This window comes from Candidatus Nitrosocosmicus sp. T (assembly GCF_054408485.1).
Window position 1 is genome coordinate 2,264,458 of the sequence record NZ_CP166992.1, and the last position, 16,539, is coordinate 2,280,996.

A 16,539-nucleotide genomic window follows, 5' to 3' on the forward strand; every position below is an offset into this window, starting at 1 on the left:
CAGATTAGTTGGAGAGCATTCTAGTCATATAACAATATATAATTAGGTAATAATCAGCAATACCGACGATTTTCTTAATTTTCAACATCAAATTCGTGCCGCTGGGGAAATATAATCCGATCACACATTGTGACATGAAATTACTTAGATTTTGAGGCATCCTCTTGGAAAATTTTAGTCGGCTTGCGTAAGAAATTTATTCAATACTAATAGTTACAGATACCAGTACGATTTATTAATGATAGAAAAAAAAGACATATTTGATTTAAGAATTCCACTGTTTATGACAGTATTAATGATTCCAAGTTTGTTTACTGGTATAAATCAATCCTTTTCAGAAGGAACATTTGTTTATGTTTCTAATGGCGAAGATGAAAATATTGCAGTTATGCAGTTGGATCCTGAAGCCGGTGATCTGAAAATGATAGAAAAGGTAGATGCTGGACCAAATGTAAAGCATATGGCATTGAGCCCAGATCATCGATTCCTGTATGCATCTATTCGTTCAGAACCTTTTTCGGTGATTACTTATTTGATTAACTCAGAGACAGGTAACCTGACCCAGTTTTCTAAAGTATCATTACCCGATAACATGGCATACATCTCAGTAGATCAAACGGGTCATTTTCTTTTATCAGTATCATATACTGATGCAAAAATTGCCGTGAATCCAATAAGCCTCAATGGGTCGGTTCAATCAGAACCTGTTCAAGTAATTTCTACAAGTCCCAATCCCCATTCAATCCTAGTTGATCAATCTAATCAATTTGTATATATTCCTCATTTGGGAAATGATCAGATAAAACAATTTTTATTTGATGAATTCACGGGAGTTCTTACGCCAAATGATCCGGCATTCGTATACACTAAAGATGGTTCTGGACCAAGACATTTTGTTTTCTCACCAAATAACATGTTTGTTTATGTATCGACTGAAACGGATGGGATGGTGTATTCTTATAAAATAAATAACAAGACAGGGACTTTAACTGAAATCCAGAGGATTTCAGCAATGCCTTCTACGATAAGCCTTGAATCATCAACTACGGCGACGGAAAATGGTTTGTCGGGTATGGAAAATATAAAAGGCGCTAGTCGTGGAGTTGCAGATATTCACATTACTCCTGATAGCCAATGGCTATACGTAAGTGAACGAGCTGAAAGTACAATTACTGCGTTTGCTGTTGACCAACACTCAGGGAATTTGACATACATCGGAAATTATGATACTGAAAATATACCACGCGGTATAAACATTGATCCTAGTGGTAATTTTGTGATTGCAGCAGGACAGGAATCAGGTTATGTATCTGTACATGCAATCAATCAGGAAACTGGTGAATTAAAACTCTTGGATAGATATGAGTCAGGTAAAGACCCCAACTGGATTGAAATTGTTGAATTTACTTGATTGATTATTCTACGCCACCAATAACACCATTAATGTTGAGATAATTAGTTTAGTGTCACCCATGTGAAAAGAATCAATATATCCTAAAGCAGCATATGATCAAAACTATGCCTCATTACTAAAATAATATTTAAAAAACCTATCTTTAATAAAAACAGTGGCTATACCTCATGACTACAAATTCTATAAAACTGAAATCGTTAAAAGATCCCACAGAAGAGTCAGATGGACTAAGAATTCTAATAGCAAGATTTAGGCCAAGATATCTTCCTAAAGCAAAAGAAAACTAGGATGAATGGTGGAAAGAATTAGCTCCAAGCAAGCCCCTATGGAAAGAATACATCAAAGATAAAAAAATAGATTGGCCTGAATACTCAAGGCGTTTTAAAATAGAGATAAGAAACAATCCTCAAGCGGTAAAGGCTTTACACAAGATATCTTCTCAAAGTATCGATAGAATCGCTAAAAACAATAAGAAGAATGCTGATAATTATTATCAAGAAGAACAGAGACTATTAGATCAGGATCATTCTTTGACAAAATTCAACGTTGTAACACTTCTCTGTCACTGCAGAGATGAAAAACATTGTCACCGGTCAATAGTGAAATACATGGTAGACGATATAGGCAGACGATAAATATAGAATGAGAAAATTTGACGTAGTTCATGTGGACTCATGAGGATTGCAAAAGACTGTTTTGCCATCGACCACAATATGACTAAATTTTATATATGAAGATAAGAGGAAGCCCCATCCATCGTCGCCATTGCGATAAGAGAGGAAGAAAGGATAAGTAATGATCACACTTTAAGTTAATATTGTAACACCTGTTAGATACATAATTTTATATTAAAATCTTGATATAAAGTTCATATAATTCTAATTAAAGAATAATGCATCTACCATATCTATATAATTATACCTTATTAATGCTGGTGCTGCAGCATAGATGATGAATATTATTGAAAATGAAATACCATATCTAGTAGAGGCAAAAACATGCGGTTGTACGGAAAAGGGGAAAAGTATTTCATATTCTTTCATCGAGTCTTCTCATGGTCTATGTGTAGATAAAAGTGAATTGCTGCTGAGTCAGATTCAAGCTTGTGAAAGATTATTGAAATATTCTAAGGATGATAGTGAAACCCTCGTGTTAGAGAATGAAATATCCAAATTAAAATTGGGTTTGGATCTGATGAGATATTAAATATAAAGAGAACTTTAATTCAGAGTCCCTCTCTGAACTAGGTAGACAGAGTAGTTTGTCAGATTTGAGCTTTAACACCAATGACTAAACTTGTATATTTTGTCCAACATCTTATACTATAACGAGGTCAATCTCGAAAATAATACTAAAATATACTTTATAGCAAATTTATAATCATTATGCCAGTGGAAATCACAGACATGTTTTGTCTATATTAGGCATTAAAAACCGTTTGATACCGACGTTTATATAGTATAATATCTAATAGATACTATGTCAAAGAAAGCAGAAACAAGAGAAAATCATTCAAGTTACACCAATGAACATAACATTAACAATTACAATAACAATAATATCGATTTCCAAGAATCCATTAACCAATCATTTGATGAAACCAAAGATAATATTAAAAAATCAATAGATGAATCAAGAAACCAAATTCCAAGAATTAATAGTATTGTAAATAGTTATCAAGAACAATCACTACAAACTGCAAAAGAGATATCAGAAGAATATATAGATTCTCAAAAAGAAGTCGTCAATTCACTCCAATCAGCATGGAGGCCATACAATGAAGCCTTTAATGGATTAGTTACCAACTTCTATTCTCCTGATGCAGCAGTTAAAGCATATTCAACATTTGTTAGTACTGTTGCAGACAATACCGTATCAGCTATTAGACTTTCAAACAACGTTATTTTCTCAACCCTTGATGCATGGAAACCAGTCCTACAACAAACAAAAGATTTTGCAAGACACATATCAAACACAGGAGTAAACGCCGCAAGAACGTTTGAGCAAAATTCAAGACAAATAGCAGCAGATGTTAAAGATGTAACAGCCGATTCAAACGTAAACGCATCTACTACATCAACTACTACCAAAGACTCCACAAATCATTAACAAAACGACTAGTTAAATAACGCACAACACGGTAATGTGCGTATTAATTCTGTCACTTTGAGTTTGGATTTTATAATGTTTCCTATGTAGAAAAACGGATATACTATAATGATATCATGGGATCCTATATCAAGTCATTATGCTCAGATATTATTATTAAAGTATAAAAGCCATACTCAACATAAAGTGAATTTTTTTTGTTGATGAGTAATAAAAATATGTGCATGATCCCTTTTCTAAAAAACTGTTGCAAAGAATAGACAAGTCGTCTTCTCCTGCTCATATTAGTAAGCTTCAGATTGCTGTAGATTTTATTGCTCCCAAAGGAACACCCGTTCTAGCAGCAGCAGACGGTGTTGTAACCTACACCATGATGATTAATATTGGATCTCGTTGCATCACGCGGGTTTTATACTAATTTTATTGCAATCAAACATTCAAATGGTGAATATTCTCGATATGATCACCTAGATTACAACAGATCTACAGTCGAATTAAATCAAAAGGTTCATGCCGGTGAAGAGATATCCAAAGTTGGAATGACAGGATATACGTATACCCCACACCTGCACTTTCAAGTATATGTATACACAGGATATAATGTTTGAACCGATATTAAAACAATAGAGATTGAAAATTTTAGAAATATTTTATAATTCATCTTGTATTGTAAATAGTATGTTCACATGATAGCTTTTTTGTAGCAACTAGTTTGGATCGTATATATTGGATAAAAAATTCCGATTTGTACGACATTAAGACACTTCTTCTAACTTACTAAAATCCCCAAAAGTAACGATCGAACCTGGAGTAATAAGTTCCATAAATTCCCTATACATTTCGTCTCCACTTTTATCACCTTCCATTGCCTTCATAAATTCCTGTACATGTTTGGCATCTCTATAGGACTGTATTTCCAGCCAGACCTCCTCGTCATTATTAGCAGAAATGATTTTTGATAAATTTACAAAATCCATCATATTTTCTCTAGTGTTTAAGTTAAATACTTCAAATTTTAATACGCCATGTTTCATAAAAAAATCATGAGAATGTTTGTTAACCTTTACCAAAGAATCGTGGTTCTTTTTAGGGGACCGATATAGGAAAATAGCTACTTGACTCCCAGACTGATTTGAATTCTCATTTATATTCGAACTATTCATTGGATCGTATTTATTGTCATCCAATAAAAAGGAGTATGGGAAAAAAGTATACTTGCAAAGTCTTAATGAAATGAAGTAGTCTTTTCATGTTCACTATAGGTGTTTAGCGCGAGATAAAAATTTTGAATAAAAAACAAACAAATAATATGCATAAAATCTATGCTGAGCTAACTACTACTTGTGTAGTACAAGGAGGTTATTAGAATGGTTTGTTCTTCTAATAACCTAAAATTATCTGAGTTAAACGATATACTATGTATGTCATAAATAGTATCATCAATAATAGTTGTGTATGAACCAATTCGCTTTTACTAGATTCCAAAGTTTGAGCTTACTTAAAGAAGAAGAAAAAGATGATAAAACTGAAATATCTAGTAATGTTGAGGAAGTAAATTGAGTAAAGATGGAAGTGCCACCGGAGGCAACACTAATGATAATAACAAACGTATAAGCAACAAGCATAGTACCGTCATCTGGCCACTAATTGGAGGAATCGTGGTGATTGCATTCAGCATACTGTTGCTGACATTACGAGCGATAATACCATCACTTATCATAATGCTAACAGGAATTTCTCTAATTGTATATTGGATATACATTACAAAAACGAAAAATCAAGGAACTGGACCAAAATATGATAGAAAATGTCTCTGTGCAATATGTGAACATAAAGAGTCTAGTGTATGTATTCATCAAAAATGCATATGTTGTTCAATAGCCAAAGGAGACAAAATCGTGGGCCATACTAATAATCCTTTGGAGTAGTAGGTGACTGATAGAAAAATCAATTATTAAAACTGTTGACACTTATTATTATCATCCGCCATCCATTCACCCATTAATCCATCATTAGTTTGGGTGTTAACCCAGGTTATTGCATAGTCAATCAATCATCCTTTTGAATGATAAAATGAAATCAATATTATCGATTCCTTGTTATATAAAGACGACAGATTGCAATGTTCTCCTTAATATAGAATTGTACACTACATTTCCTTATAAGAAAATTTAGTATATTTTATATACGATAATGCAAATGAATGTCATATGACTAAAATAATTAAACTTCAAGTCATATCGCCTTCTAACGTAGAGAAAAGAATAATTTTTAGTACAAACGATAAAGATGCATTAGTTAAAGGGGTCGAACTGGAATCTCACGTTTGTGGCTGTTGTGGATTTATTTTAGCAGAAAATGTAATGACGTACAATTATCGCGATATAATATTACAATGTCCTAATTGTAAATCTTATAACGAGGCACCAAAAAATGAGAATTTCATTACATGATTTGAATATCCATTAATTGATTACCCCAATCTTCAAAAAAAAATTCTCAAATGTAAAACCTTTTTTATATATTTATAATTCTTGGCCCTCAGTATACGACCACTATTGATCGTTGCGATTGATTAGATGTCAAGATAACTTATAACAGAGTTACACTTTCTATGCATATATTTTACCTATATAGTGATCAATTCTATCTTAAAATATTTATCTATTCTACCATCGTAGAGAAGTCAGACGATTAATATTATTATATGTGTAGAGTAAAACAAATGAATCTAATGAATCGCAAGTCACCTTTTCTTGACCACATCTTGCTTGTGGTCATAGCAATTATAGTGGTCGGATTGACCAGCTTTGTTATTAATTTAAATTTACTATTATCAAATGCTACATCTACTATTGGCCAAATGGTACCTTCTAGTGACAATGAAATTATACTTATGGATAATAATACTAAATTCGTTCCTATTGATAAAGTCGATCCAAAAAAAGTTGATGTGGGGGACATAGAAATTGCCTTTAAGACATTTGGAAAGGGCCCCCCGATCTTACTCATTAGTGGGAGTGGAAATGTAATGGACGTCTGGCCTTCACATTTTCTTAAGGAATTAGCAAAAAGCCATAAAGTAATTATTTTTGATAATCGAGGAGTTGGAAATACTACGGAAGGTATAAAGTCTTTCTCAGTTAAACAATTTGCAAATGATACTTTGGGTCTAATGAACGTATTAGGAATACAAGAAGCTGATGTACTTGGGTTCTCTATGGGTTCCTTTGTTGCTCAACAATTGGTTGTTACGTATCCAGAAAAAGTAAACAGATTAATATTATATGGTGCATCATGTGGTGGGAAGGAAGGTATTCCTCAACAACCCAAAGTAATTAATACATTATCAGATTTTGTAAATAATCGCACAGAAGATGCCGATTCCTTCCTGGAAGTTACATTTCCACAAAATTGGATTAAAGAAAACCCAAACTTTTTGGATATGATCCCAAAGACATCTGAAATTATTCTTTCTACTACCGTAAAAAAACAGTTTGAGATAAATGAAGACTGGCTTTCTAATAATTGGCATGGAATCTGCGATTTACTTCAAAAAGTTAATGTGCCTACTCTAATAATAACAGGCACTGAAGATGAAGCGATTCCTCCAGGAAATGCACTTATTCTTGTAGATAAGGTTCCTGGAGCATGGCTTGTGCAAATCAAAGATGCCGGACATGGATTGATGTATCAGTATCCTGAAATCTTTACCCAGATAGTAGAAACATTTTTGAATACAACAGGAACTAGGACATGAGCAATAAACACCGTTTTCCTTTTCTTAAATGATTTTGATCTTTAAAGTTGGAATCAAAATGCAACTTTAGCACGTAATCCAGTTCATCAAATATTTTTAGATTACAGTTATTACAAAAACGGTAAAGATGCCACAGAAATATAGACCATAAAGGATGATAAAATATACATTGTTGAGTTTGTAGCTCAAGACGAGTTCTATAGTTTATACTTACCAGTCGTAAACGAAATTACTGATTCATTTCAAATTATGAATTCTTAAAATTAGTAGTACGCAATACAACACTCTAAATGATTTAAAATATATCAAATCAAAACATTCTATATCATCTGAATTGTTATGCTAGCTCTTTATTTTACTTTTGATACTCATAATTTCAAGTATGATGCAATTGCAGGTAGAAATGGAAAGTAAGTTCCATAATGACAAAAATAAAATTGAGGATATAGTTGCTGTTCTTAGAAAAAATCCATGGTGATATTATATTTGACAATTTCGAGTCTGTGTAATAATATCCTCAGAACAGAGATTCTTACGGGCCTTTGAACAACTAGACTATTTATGCTAAAATATAACTCTCACTACCTTGTAATTCATCAATAATAAATGCAGTAATCAAAACAATCTTTATTTTTCCATTTAATTTCCTTACCTCACAAGCTAAATCAATTCCTGACATAATGGGCATTCTAAAATCTGTAAGCAATAATGAAAAATCATTCATATTTTTTAAAAAAATTCAAGCCCCATTAATGGGTCAATAAATATACGACTTTAAATTCTGATTTTTCCAAGGACGTCTTAAAAAGCAAAGCCAGTTTACTTTCGTCATCTATTACTATTGCCGATAATAGTAGAACAGGGATTGACAATGTCATATTTATATCGAATATGATTTATTCAACCATTTCCTTGAGATAATAACATATATTATATCACATTCATGGTTATTGCAAAACGTATTTGTCATTATTTAATTTTAGTTTGAAGACTTCAGTTAACTGAACTTTTGAAATATTTTATTTATTCTGTATTTTAATAATTAATAACCTACTGAAATTAAAAATAATTTCATTGTTTTTATGATATCAGATCGCACAAATCTTGTAAATATTCATAATATCAGAGCAAGTTCAACATCAAACATATCTTTTAACATATTCCGCCGTTTATTCAACATAAAGCAAAATATCATCAAGATTCAATCTTTCGTTAAATTTTTTTAGTTCAATTCTAAATAACAAATGAATCCCCTTTACATTAGTTGTATATACCCTTTTTTTCCATTGTAGGAAATTAGTTCATTCTCAATTAGGTAAAATAAATATTTTTTTATCAAGACTTTGGAAATAGGTAACGTCCTGCATATAGCAGAACTTAGATCGGAAATTGTCATATCTGTCATACATGCTATCAGAATAGGTTGAAAGATAGCTGCTTGCATTACTAAGGTATTTTCATTTATTTGTTTATTGTCTTTGGTTAATTTCATTCTTATTTCAAAATCCTTTCACATACAATTATTTATTATATGAATGCTGGGAATATGCCCTAGATCTATATAAACGATTTTTTCAATTGGTCTGAAGGAGTTATATTCAGAATGTTCATTGAAATTATTACATTTTTCAAAATACACAAAACTCCTCTCAAAGTATGTGCTTTTGGTTTGCTCTCCAACATGTGTAGAAGAAATGAATCAAAATTTTATATAAAGACAGATCGAATAATCGATGTAGTATTTTTAGTATTTTTAGTAGGGCGTCATGTTTAACAAGGTAGGAATGCTCATAAATTGATATGATAGAATTGCTTTTTTGTAAATAGATAATTTTTATCTATTTTTATTTTTTTATTTGTAAATTACTTTTTTTAGTATAGTGTCGATCGCTAACAGTCGACAGTATAATAAGCAGCCTTAGTTTTTGATCATAATATAACAAATCTAATCTATACATCTAACTATGGAGAAATAATTTCAGTTGCTATAATATGTTTACACTTTACATGTCGGTAAATAAAGTCACCACAAGTACAGCTCTGTTTTTCTAAGTTTACAAGATAAATTTTGTCTTTATTCACGGAACTCTTTACCTTGTATACCCTACTGTCAGATGTTGTCTTGTCTTCAATCAGATGCAGTCCTTTTTGATCTTTTGTATTAATTGTTTTGAAATTTTCTTCAGCCATTATAGATGCTTTGTTAAGACTCGACTCAACAATGCCTATTGCTTTGATAACTCTATTTTCGTGATTTTCAATTCTATCGAGTTTATTAATTATTGAATCTTTTGATCCTTTCTTGATTTTGTTTGACAAATTTGTTATCACGGAGGGATTATTTGACTCCCTAAGGGGAGTTGACGATGGTAATGATGATATTGATGTTTTTATTTGTACACTTTTAGATACGCTTCTCTTTAATTTTTGTTTCCTAATAATGTTAATTTTATCGTTTTCTGCAGTCACGGCTTTATTAACCACATTAATTACATTATCATCTTTAGTGTCAGGAACATAGACTACATAAATTAATGCAATATTTTTGCCTTCATATTTTCTAAGTACTCTACCTATTCGTTGAACTATTTGGTTTATGTTAGATGTAGTAGCCAGAATGATCTCTATTCGGACTTGAGGAACATCATATCCTATTTCCAAAGTATGTACTGATAGAAGAACATTAAAAGTAGTGCCCCAATCATTTAGAATTCTTTGTCTCTCTATTGCCTTTACCTTTGCATCAATAATTTTTGATCCTATTCCTCGAGCCATCAAATTATCCCTTAGTTTTTCAATTGATTCTATAGTTTCACTAAATACCATAATTTTTTCATCAGGAAATTTTTTCTGAATTATATTTGCTGTCTCAGTTAACTTATTTTCGGCATAGCTTAACAGTAACTTTCTCTTACGGATGTTCGCAAACCAAGCTTTCGCCATTCCGCTTGCGAATCCCCCTTTCTTTAAAAGATTAGTCATTGAATCGACGTCATATCTTTTGAATTTATTTGAAATGTTCTTTATCTTAGTAGAGTATATATCATATTCTCTGAGTTCATTTTCTGTGAGAGAAACTTTGATAGGAATTACTACTGGTTTTGCTAGCCTTTTATCTTTAACGGCTTTTTTGATAGGGTATTTTATAATAGGTGGTAACACCGCTAATATTGTGCTATTTTTAAAGTCTCTCTCGTCTAAAGTGGCCGTGAGCCCCAAAATTGCCTTCTTTGAATCTTCGACGACCATGTCAAAAATTTTGATAAACGATTTTGATGTATCTCTAATCAAATGTACTTCGTCAAATATAACCATATTAGAGCGTCTTATCAATAGTGGATTTCTTACTACACTATGGTATGTGCATATCATTATTTCTTTTTTTTCTTTGCGCTCACTAAAGTAAGCTCCAACTTTCTCCTTTGGAATGCCGTATGCAACTAGTCTGTCAATAGTTTGATCTATTAAGGAGATTCGAGGCACTAGAAATAAAATATTAAAGAATGAATACGGTATATGTTCATTATTGCCACTGCCTTCTGCAACAGCTATTTCAAATTCTTTAGTATTAGAAACGCCATTTCTTTTATTTTCCAATATTAAATTGGTGTTGCTTATCTTATCAACCTTAATCAGCGCTTCCGCAGTTTCAGATGATAAATGGAGATTTGCTAGTCTCTTTGCACATTCAAAGGCAATTTCTGTTTTTCCTGTTCCTGTACTGTAGAGAATAGTTCCCCTATTATTATTTGTCATCCATGAATCTACCGCGGATAATTGATCATCCTTTAGATTAAACGGAAACTTCAATGAGCAAATAATTGGAAAAGAAAATTTTTTGGACTGTGAGATTGTATATTCTATTTTCAACTTATTTTCAACAATTTCGGCATTTTTTAAATTATCGTTATTTCTATTATTCATGGCTGACAATATAAAATATTTGTACTAGGTGGATCATTGTTTAATTTTATCAACTATTATTACGATAAATTGATTAATATACCTTTATAAAAAAATTTCCAACCTATATACGAATAGAATCGCTTGAAAAATATTAGAAAATATGAATGCAGATGGTCTAATGGAACTAAGTATTCTACTAAAATTTTTGTTCTTATGACTAGGAATAGAAGCAGCTTTCCAAACTTTTACTGTTTGTATATACAATATCAACATGAAATTGCTATTCTTTTAAGATACTTTGATATCTTGCTAAAAATAAAATCAATATTGAAATATAGAATGTATAATATTATATAGAGTAGAGACGTCATAAAAATTTATAAAACCTTTAGATTAATTCGAAAATACCTAACTATTTTATTATCAGAACGTCTTCTTTCTCTTATGCAAATATGCAAATAGCTTCTGTCAAAGCTTTACTATCTAATGATTATCAAATATTGTCAGTAAAAAATTAAAGGGAAAGTAGATCTGAAAAGGAAGATTGATTATTTTTTTTCTCAGTAATATATTCAGACCAATCGACTTTATCTACCATCTGATTTCCCTTAATTTCTTCTAATAAGTTGAATAGACGACTTGAGTTCTTGTATACTATTCTGAAAGAAATATTTGTGTCTGGATTTCCCACTCTCAAAGACATATCAGTTATATATTTTCTATGGCGATTGTAAATCTCATCAAGTACTTTTCGACTGCTTCCCTTTTTTAGTACTAATTGAGACTTCAGCAACTCTTAGGCCCAACTTTGTTACATCCAAAGAATAGTTTTTCTTGAGTATATCAAATTTTTCTAAAGTAGCACGCCTCCTTTGTATAGTAGAAAGAGGAATCTTTAGCTTTGATGCAATCTCGGAGCTTTTTATGTCCCCATTGTTGAGTAGTTCCTCTATAATTTTCAGGTTTAGATTATCCAGATGTACTGCAGATTTAATAACAGGGACGGAATCCGCATTCGAGAGTAGATCCGTCTTATTATCATCACTTGATAAATATTCAGGTTTGGATCTTAAATATGATATAGAATCACCATTAATATTTTCAGGATGAGAGTTTGCTTTCTTATTTGTATAAAACCTTTTTACTCGCCTTGGCAATATATACATATATTTAGATAGTATGAGATTTAAGTATATCCTTTGTTAGTTTATGAGATATTATATCACAAAGTTATAAGAAATTGGCCACTAAATCATATTGATAATACTTAATTGAATCTACTATAAAAAATTGATAAACAGTATCACACCAATGATATTCTGCATTATAATCTTATAGATAGTAATGTAGCTTTTGCTATTGACCTTCTACACTTTCTGCCTTTCTGATGCTTTTAACTTCTGTGTTAAAGCAAAATTAATAATATTCGATACATTATCACCAATCGAATATACTTGTTCAGACCAGTCAACATTCGAAGTCCAAGGCATCGCCTTGATTTCCTCTAATAGGAAGTGAAGCTGCTCGGAATCATCATATACAATTTCAAGACAAAGATTATTAGAGCTATTTATTCTCGTTGATGCTCTTAGAATAGATCTATCGAATCTTTTGAGTAATTTTTCGCCGGTTTCCTTTGCTCTACCTTTTAGAACGTCAACAAATATTAGAGCATTTCTAAATCCCATCTGATCCAAATTCAATTCATACTTTTTCCTGAATATCGTTTTCTCAATTCTCCTTCGTCTTCTTTGTACAGTAGAAAGAGGAATCTTTAGCTTTGATGCAATCTCGGAGCTTTTTATGTCCCCATTGTTGAGTAGTTCCTCTATAATTTTCAGGTTTAGTTTATCCAGAACAGAGATTATACCCATTTCATTATTTTTTGTTTCAAAATTAGTGCTATCGTAATTACTGTAATTTCCATTAGCGTTATTGTTATCGATTATGGAAGAGTATTTAACTTTATTTACAGATTGTTTATCGGGACTTTTTCTAGATTTATTATCTATTTTTACAATATTGCGGTTATTATCTGTTAAAATAGTAGTCACATCATTTTTTGGAGGTTTTCTTGACACAGAACTCATTGTTGTTACGATTCGATGACTTTTAAAGATATAGTATCGGAGTTATTTGATTTTTTTGTTTAGCAATTGATAAATTTCTGATTTCAAAAACTATTATAGGATGTTAAAAAATCATTCTCATTATACTGCATCACATTGCATCTCATAGAACGATAATTTGCTTTTTTTGATTGGAGTTATTGTGATTCACATTTTTTGATTTGCATAAGAAACTTCAAAAAACAGAGAAGACTGTACTTGATATACATCAATCAATTAAACAGAAATAGAGCGGGATATTTATTTTATTTATTTTATTTCATAGTCCTTGGTATGTTCGATAAATACTATATTGAATAAATTTTATTATGAAATTTATGGGATACTGGGCTTCTCAAGAGCAATACTCAATGCAGGATTTATGTAAATTTGTCCTTGAGGCCGAAATAGGTGGGTTTACTTCGACTATGACAAGTGATCATTTTCATCCTTGGCATCATGATGGCGGATTCGGAATCTTTACCTGGATTTGGTTAGCAGCTGCTGCCGAGAGAACAAAAAACATGAAGTTTATTACCGGAGTTACTGCTCCAATATTTAGATATAATCCTGCAATAGTAGCTCAAGCCTTTGCTTCTCTTGATGTGTTGTATCCTAGACGAATTGCTCTTGGAATAGGAACTGGAGAAGCAATGAACGAAGTTTCAGTTGGTTTTGATTGGCCCTCTCCTAAAATCAGATTGGAGAGGACCATTGAATCATTACAAATAATAAGAAATTATGGAATAAAGACCAAAATAGCCAGCAAAAAAAGAATAATGAATCCCAGTCTAATTCTAGCAGTACATCAGGTAACGATTTTATCACATTTGACGGACAATATTTTAAAACAAAAGAAGCTAAACTTTATACACCTCCTTCTTCTAGAAACATTCCTTTGTATATGGCCGCTTCAGGTTCTGAGGCGATCCAGACTGCTGCAGTCTATACTGATGGTCTGATAACAATCTCAAAACCAGACCAAGTTAGGGAGGTATTTGATAAAATTGAAAAGGCTGCTCTCGAAGCAGGTAAAGACCCGCAAGAACTTGAAAAAATAGGCAAGCCTAGAATTTCCTATTCTGAAGACTATGATAAAGCATTCAAATCCTCGGAGTTTTGGAAAACTACAGAAATAGAAAATGTTTTTAATACCGATATTTCCTATAAAATTACAGCAAAAAGCTGAGATAGAGGTTTCTGATGAAAAATTAAGAAAATCTACTTTAATAGTCACCTCGATAGAAGATTTGATAAAACCACTCGAAGAGTATTTTGATGTAGGTTATACACAAATTTATTTACAGAGCACTAGTCCTGACGAAGTAGAATTTATACAACAAGTCTGTAATAATGTGTTGCCTTATTTTCGTGACAGCAAATGAAGTCTGCTAAAGGGGAATACAAGAATTAATAAATAGCACATATTCATGTTATTGTTTTTCAGCTTAAATTTCAAATTTTTTTTCTTCCCCTCTTTTTGCAGCGACTGCTGCTGCTTATGATGTGAATTGATCATAGTTTACAAATACGTCATAGAATCTATATCTAGTTGGGATATTGTTCAAAGTTGTTTAATACAAGCCAAACAATTATTGTTATAAAGAATCCTTATCTAATGGAGTTTTCAAAAGGATAAGCCTATCAGATTTAAATATGTAGAGGTACATCTACAACCATGCCCAGCCTATATCATTTTGATATTCCTATTGATAACGCAGGTCGAGCTAAACAGTTCTATAAGGATGTGTTTGGATTGGATATGAAGAAATTAAACAGAAGTAAATTCAAGGGGTCGAATTATGGATGTGTGAAACAGAGGATGAAAATGGCAGAAAAGGTATTACCGGAGGAATGATGAAACGTGATTCACTACCTTCAGTTACAAACTATATTTTGGTCAACTCGATAGATGAATATATTTCAAAAATAAATCATTCCGGTGGTAAAGTTACATTGCATAAAACAGAAATACCTCCTGTTGGGTTTTTTGCAATGTTTTTGGACAGTGAAAATAACGCATTTGGACTCTGAAAAAGGAAAATAGGTTTGAATTGGATTGTTTCTATCATTCACTCTTTCTTTAATTAATTTAGTTGAAGAATTAGAAATGTTACCTCTATTATAAACTGATGTGAATTTTTTTATTAAAAATTCCATATCTAAAATTTTTTATATAGACCATTGTTGGTTTAACTATACCTTAAACTCGGGTATTAATGGTTTAATATCAATTATACTTCCATCCCATTCCCGGATGATCTTAACCCGTAATTTTTCTAAACTCAGGCTTTTAAGAATACTATGTATGTTATGAGTATCAGGGATTCTAACCACACAGTTGGTATATCCGCGCCTTTGTAAAAGATCAGACTTTTCACCAGTCAAATATCTCTCAGCAAATTGCATGAAAACTTTTGACACGTAGTAACCATGGTATCTATTATTCAGTGAAAATAGATTCTGAAATTTTTCCTTAGAAAATTCAACCTCATTATCCAGGATCGGGATCTGTACTGGTAAATAAATATGATAACCATTGCCGTGTCCACAACACGGTAGGTTGACCATCGATAACTTCCTTTATTCGCTTTAATGTTTGTTTTAAGAGATAGTCGAGTTTCCTAATTGGGTATAGGCAGCTTGTACAAAGGGAAAGGTCCATATTAATGAGAATCAAATTGGGCGATTGGATAAGAATTCCATTATTTTCTAAAATTTCAGGATAGCCATTTATGAGACACTCTTTATAATTCGCTTCTCTACACCTTTGAAATATCTCCTCCTTTGAATTTATTGAGATCAGTCCATTGGAACTAAAAGTCATCATTTTGCGTGGAAATTTAGCAATAGGACTTCTAAAATGAGATAATACAAAATCAATGGATTCTATTTCAATAATTTGCCACCTCCAACCTCTATATTTTAATTTATTACGAATAAAAATACAGTAGTAGGTTGATTAATTATTTATTTTGATTCAATGATAATTTTCTTTCTCATATCAAGTTCATAAATAAATTATACACAGGTTAACATCTACAAAAATATCTAAATATTATCATATTCCATTATTCTGTGTAAAACAATGATAGGGCATAAATATTAATTTAAGTATATTTAATTAACATAAACTTTGTTATCGATAAGATTTTCGTAGAAACGGGATGTAACAGCTGGGTTATATGAGCTATTACATCTCATTTCTGTGTAAAGTTCTAAATTCAAAAGTAGACCATGAC

18 protein-coding genes and 2 pseudogenes are annotated in these 16,539 nt (G+C 31.6%); 13 read left to right on the forward strand and 7 right to left on the reverse strand.

Going from position 1 to position 16,539, the window contains the following annotated elements:
- Window positions 1–238: 238 nt before the first annotated feature.
- From AB0A59_RS11510 to AB0A59_RS11530, 5 genes and pseudogenes are all read left to right on the forward strand, one after another.
- Entirely contained in the window at window positions 239–1,411 is a 1,173-nt protein-coding gene (locus tag AB0A59_RS11510; RefSeq protein WP_458743932.1) for a lactonase family protein, read from the forward strand.
- 302 nt (window positions 1,412–1,713) lie between these two features.
- Window positions 1,714–2,049, forward strand: a pseudogene (locus AB0A59_RS11515) (DUF488 family protein, N3 subclade); the annotation flags it as partial.
- A 313-nt stretch (window positions 2,050–2,362) separates the two neighbouring features.
- Window positions 2,363–2,620, forward strand: coding sequence for a hypothetical protein (locus AB0A59_RS11520; RefSeq protein ID WP_458743933.1), 258 nt, complete (start codon window positions 2,363–2,365; stop codon window positions 2,618–2,620).
- A gap of 273 nt (window positions 2,621–2,893) precedes the next feature.
- Entirely contained in the window at window positions 2,894–3,523 is a 630-nt protein-coding gene (locus tag AB0A59_RS11525) for a hypothetical protein (protein WP_458743935.1), read from the forward strand.
- A 383-nt stretch (window positions 3,524–3,906) separates the two neighbouring features.
- A complete protein-coding gene (locus AB0A59_RS11530) occupies window positions 3,907–4,131 on the forward strand; it encodes a M23 family metallopeptidase (RefSeq protein ID WP_458743937.1) in 225 nt (74 codons plus the stop codon).
- A 147-nt stretch (window positions 4,132–4,278) separates the two neighbouring features.
- Here the strand turns inward: AB0A59_RS11530 and AB0A59_RS11535 are convergent, their stop codons facing one another.
- A complete protein-coding gene (locus tag AB0A59_RS11535; protein WP_458743939.1) occupies window positions 4,279–4,686 on the reverse strand; it encodes a DUF1428 family protein in 408 nt (135 codons plus the stop codon).
- Between the two features lie 393 nt (window positions 4,687–5,079).
- Between AB0A59_RS11535 and AB0A59_RS11540 the strand changes: the two genes are divergently transcribed.
- From AB0A59_RS11540 to AB0A59_RS11550, 3 genes are all read left to right on the forward strand, one after another.
- Window positions 5,080–5,451, forward strand: a complete 372-nt coding sequence (locus AB0A59_RS11540; RefSeq protein WP_458743940.1) for a hypothetical protein — start codon at window positions 5,080–5,082, stop codon at window positions 5,449–5,451.
- Between the two features lie 282 nt (window positions 5,452–5,733).
- The gene (locus tag AB0A59_RS11545) at window positions 5,734–5,976 is read left to right on the forward strand and encodes a hypothetical protein (RefSeq protein ID WP_458743942.1); all 243 of its coding nucleotides are present in this window, start codon (window positions 5,734–5,736) and stop codon (window positions 5,974–5,976) included.
- A gap of 281 nt (window positions 5,977–6,257) precedes the next feature.
- Window positions 6,258–7,283: an alpha/beta fold hydrolase gene (locus AB0A59_RS11550; protein ID WP_458743943.1), complete on the forward strand. Its 1,026-nt coding sequence runs from the start codon at window positions 6,258–6,260 to the stop codon at window positions 7,281–7,283.
- A 559-nt stretch (window positions 7,284–7,842) separates the two neighbouring features.
- On the opposite strand, the gene AB0A59_RS11555 is transcribed toward AB0A59_RS11550, so the two are convergent.
- The 5 genes from AB0A59_RS11555 to AB0A59_RS11575 all read right to left on the reverse strand — a co-directional run bounded on the left by AB0A59_RS11555 (window position 7,843) and on the right by AB0A59_RS11575 (window position 13,279).
- Window positions 7,843–7,989, reverse strand: coding sequence for a hypothetical protein (locus tag AB0A59_RS11555; protein WP_458743944.1), 147 nt, complete (start codon window positions 7,987–7,989; stop codon window positions 7,843–7,845).
- Between the two features lie 549 nt (window positions 7,990–8,538).
- Entirely contained in the window at window positions 8,539–8,775 is a 237-nt protein-coding gene (locus AB0A59_RS11560) for a hypothetical protein (protein ID WP_458743945.1), read from the reverse strand.
- 470 nt (window positions 8,776–9,245) lie between these two features.
- Window positions 9,246–11,207, reverse strand: coding sequence for a DEAD/DEAH box helicase family protein (locus AB0A59_RS11565; RefSeq protein WP_458743947.1), 1,962 nt, complete (start codon window positions 11,205–11,207; stop codon window positions 9,246–9,248).
- A 722-nt stretch (window positions 11,208–11,929) separates the two neighbouring features.
- Entirely contained in the window at window positions 11,930–12,355 is a 426-nt protein-coding gene (locus AB0A59_RS11570; protein WP_458743949.1) for an AsnC family transcriptional regulator, read from the reverse strand.
- A 201-nt stretch (window positions 12,356–12,556) separates the two neighbouring features.
- Entirely contained in the window at window positions 12,557–13,279 is a 723-nt protein-coding gene (locus tag AB0A59_RS11575; protein ID WP_458743951.1) for an Lrp/AsnC family transcriptional regulator, read from the reverse strand.
- A gap of 356 nt (window positions 13,280–13,635) precedes the next feature.
- On the opposite strand from AB0A59_RS11575, the pseudogene AB0A59_RS11580 reads away from it, so the two are divergent.
- From AB0A59_RS11580 to AB0A59_RS11600, 5 genes and pseudogenes are all read left to right on the forward strand, one after another.
- Window positions 13,636–14,025, forward strand: a pseudogene (locus AB0A59_RS11580) (LLM class flavin-dependent oxidoreductase); the annotation flags it as partial.
- A 95-nt stretch (window positions 14,026–14,120) separates the two neighbouring features.
- Entirely contained in the window at window positions 14,121–14,486 is a 366-nt protein-coding gene (locus tag AB0A59_RS11585; RefSeq protein WP_458747607.1) for an LLM class flavin-dependent oxidoreductase, read from the forward strand.
- On the forward strand, window positions 14,440–14,682 hold the full coding sequence (locus AB0A59_RS11590) for a hypothetical protein (RefSeq protein WP_458743953.1): 243 nt from the start codon (window positions 14,440–14,442) through the stop codon (window positions 14,680–14,682). The genes AB0A59_RS11585 and AB0A59_RS11590 overlap by 47 nt, the downstream gene beginning before the upstream one ends.
- A gap of 293 nt (window positions 14,683–14,975) precedes the next feature.
- Complete coding sequence (locus tag AB0A59_RS11595) at window positions 14,976–15,155, forward strand: VOC family protein (protein WP_458743955.1); 180 nt, start codon at window positions 14,976–14,978, stop codon at window positions 15,153–15,155.
- A complete protein-coding gene (locus AB0A59_RS11600; protein ID WP_458743957.1) occupies window positions 15,104–15,331 on the forward strand; it encodes a VOC family protein in 228 nt (75 codons plus the stop codon). The genes AB0A59_RS11595 and AB0A59_RS11600 overlap by 52 nt, the downstream gene beginning before the upstream one ends.
- 162 nt (window positions 15,332–15,493) lie before the next feature.
- On the opposite strand, the gene AB0A59_RS11605 is transcribed toward AB0A59_RS11600, so the two are convergent.
- A complete protein-coding gene (locus AB0A59_RS11605; RefSeq protein WP_458743959.1) occupies window positions 15,494–15,868 on the reverse strand; it encodes a hypothetical protein in 375 nt (124 codons plus the stop codon).
- Window positions 15,869–16,539 lie beyond the last annotated feature (671 nt).

Bases quoted from the DNA above. Each gene is read 5' to 3' on its own strand.
- AB0A59_RS11510 (WP_458743932.1), top strand. From the start codon at position 239: ATGATAGAAAAAAAAGACATATTTGATTTAAGAATTCCACTGTTTATG.
- AB0A59_RS11520 (WP_458743933.1), top strand. From the start codon at position 2,363: ATGATGAATATTATTGAAAATGAAATACCATATCTAGTAGAGGCAAAA.
- AB0A59_RS11525 (WP_458743935.1), top strand. From the start codon at position 2,894: ATGTCAAAGAAAGCAGAAACAAGAGAAAATCATTCAAGTTACACCAAT.
- AB0A59_RS11535 (WP_458743939.1), bottom strand. From the start codon at position 4,686: ATGAATAGTTCGAATATAAATGAGAATTCAAATCAGTCTGGGAGTCAA.
- AB0A59_RS11545 (WP_458743942.1), top strand. From the start codon at position 5,734: ATGACTAAAATAATTAAACTTCAAGTCATATCGCCTTCTAACGTAGAG.
- AB0A59_RS11550 (WP_458743943.1), top strand. From the start codon at position 6,258: ATGAATCGCAAGTCACCTTTTCTTGACCACATCTTGCTTGTGGTCATA.
- AB0A59_RS11560 (WP_458743945.1), bottom strand. From the start codon at position 8,775: ATGAAATTAACCAAAGACAATAAACAAATAAATGAAAATACCTTAGTA.
- AB0A59_RS11565 (WP_458743947.1), bottom strand. From the start codon at position 11,207: ATGAATAATAGAAATAACGATAATTTAAAAAATGCCGAAATTGTTGAA.
- AB0A59_RS11570 (WP_458743949.1), bottom strand. From the start codon at position 12,355: ATGTATATATTGCCAAGGCGAGTAAAAAGGTTTTATACAAATAAGAAA.
- AB0A59_RS11575 (WP_458743951.1), bottom strand. From the start codon at position 13,279: ATGAGTTCTGTGTCAAGAAAACCTCCAAAAAATGATGTGACTACTATT.
- AB0A59_RS11590 (WP_458743953.1), top strand. From the start codon at position 14,440: ATGTTTTTAATACCGATATTTCCTATAAAATTACAGCAAAAAGCTGAG.
- AB0A59_RS11595 (WP_458743955.1), top strand. From the start codon at position 14,976: ATGCCCAGCCTATATCATTTTGATATTCCTATTGATAACGCAGGTCGA.
- AB0A59_RS11600 (WP_458743957.1), top strand. From the start codon at position 15,104: ATGTGTGAAACAGAGGATGAAAATGGCAGAAAAGGTATTACCGGAGGA.
- AB0A59_RS11605 (WP_458743959.1), bottom strand. From the start codon at position 15,868: ATGGTCAACCTACCGTGTTGTGGACACGGCAATGGTTATCATATTTAT.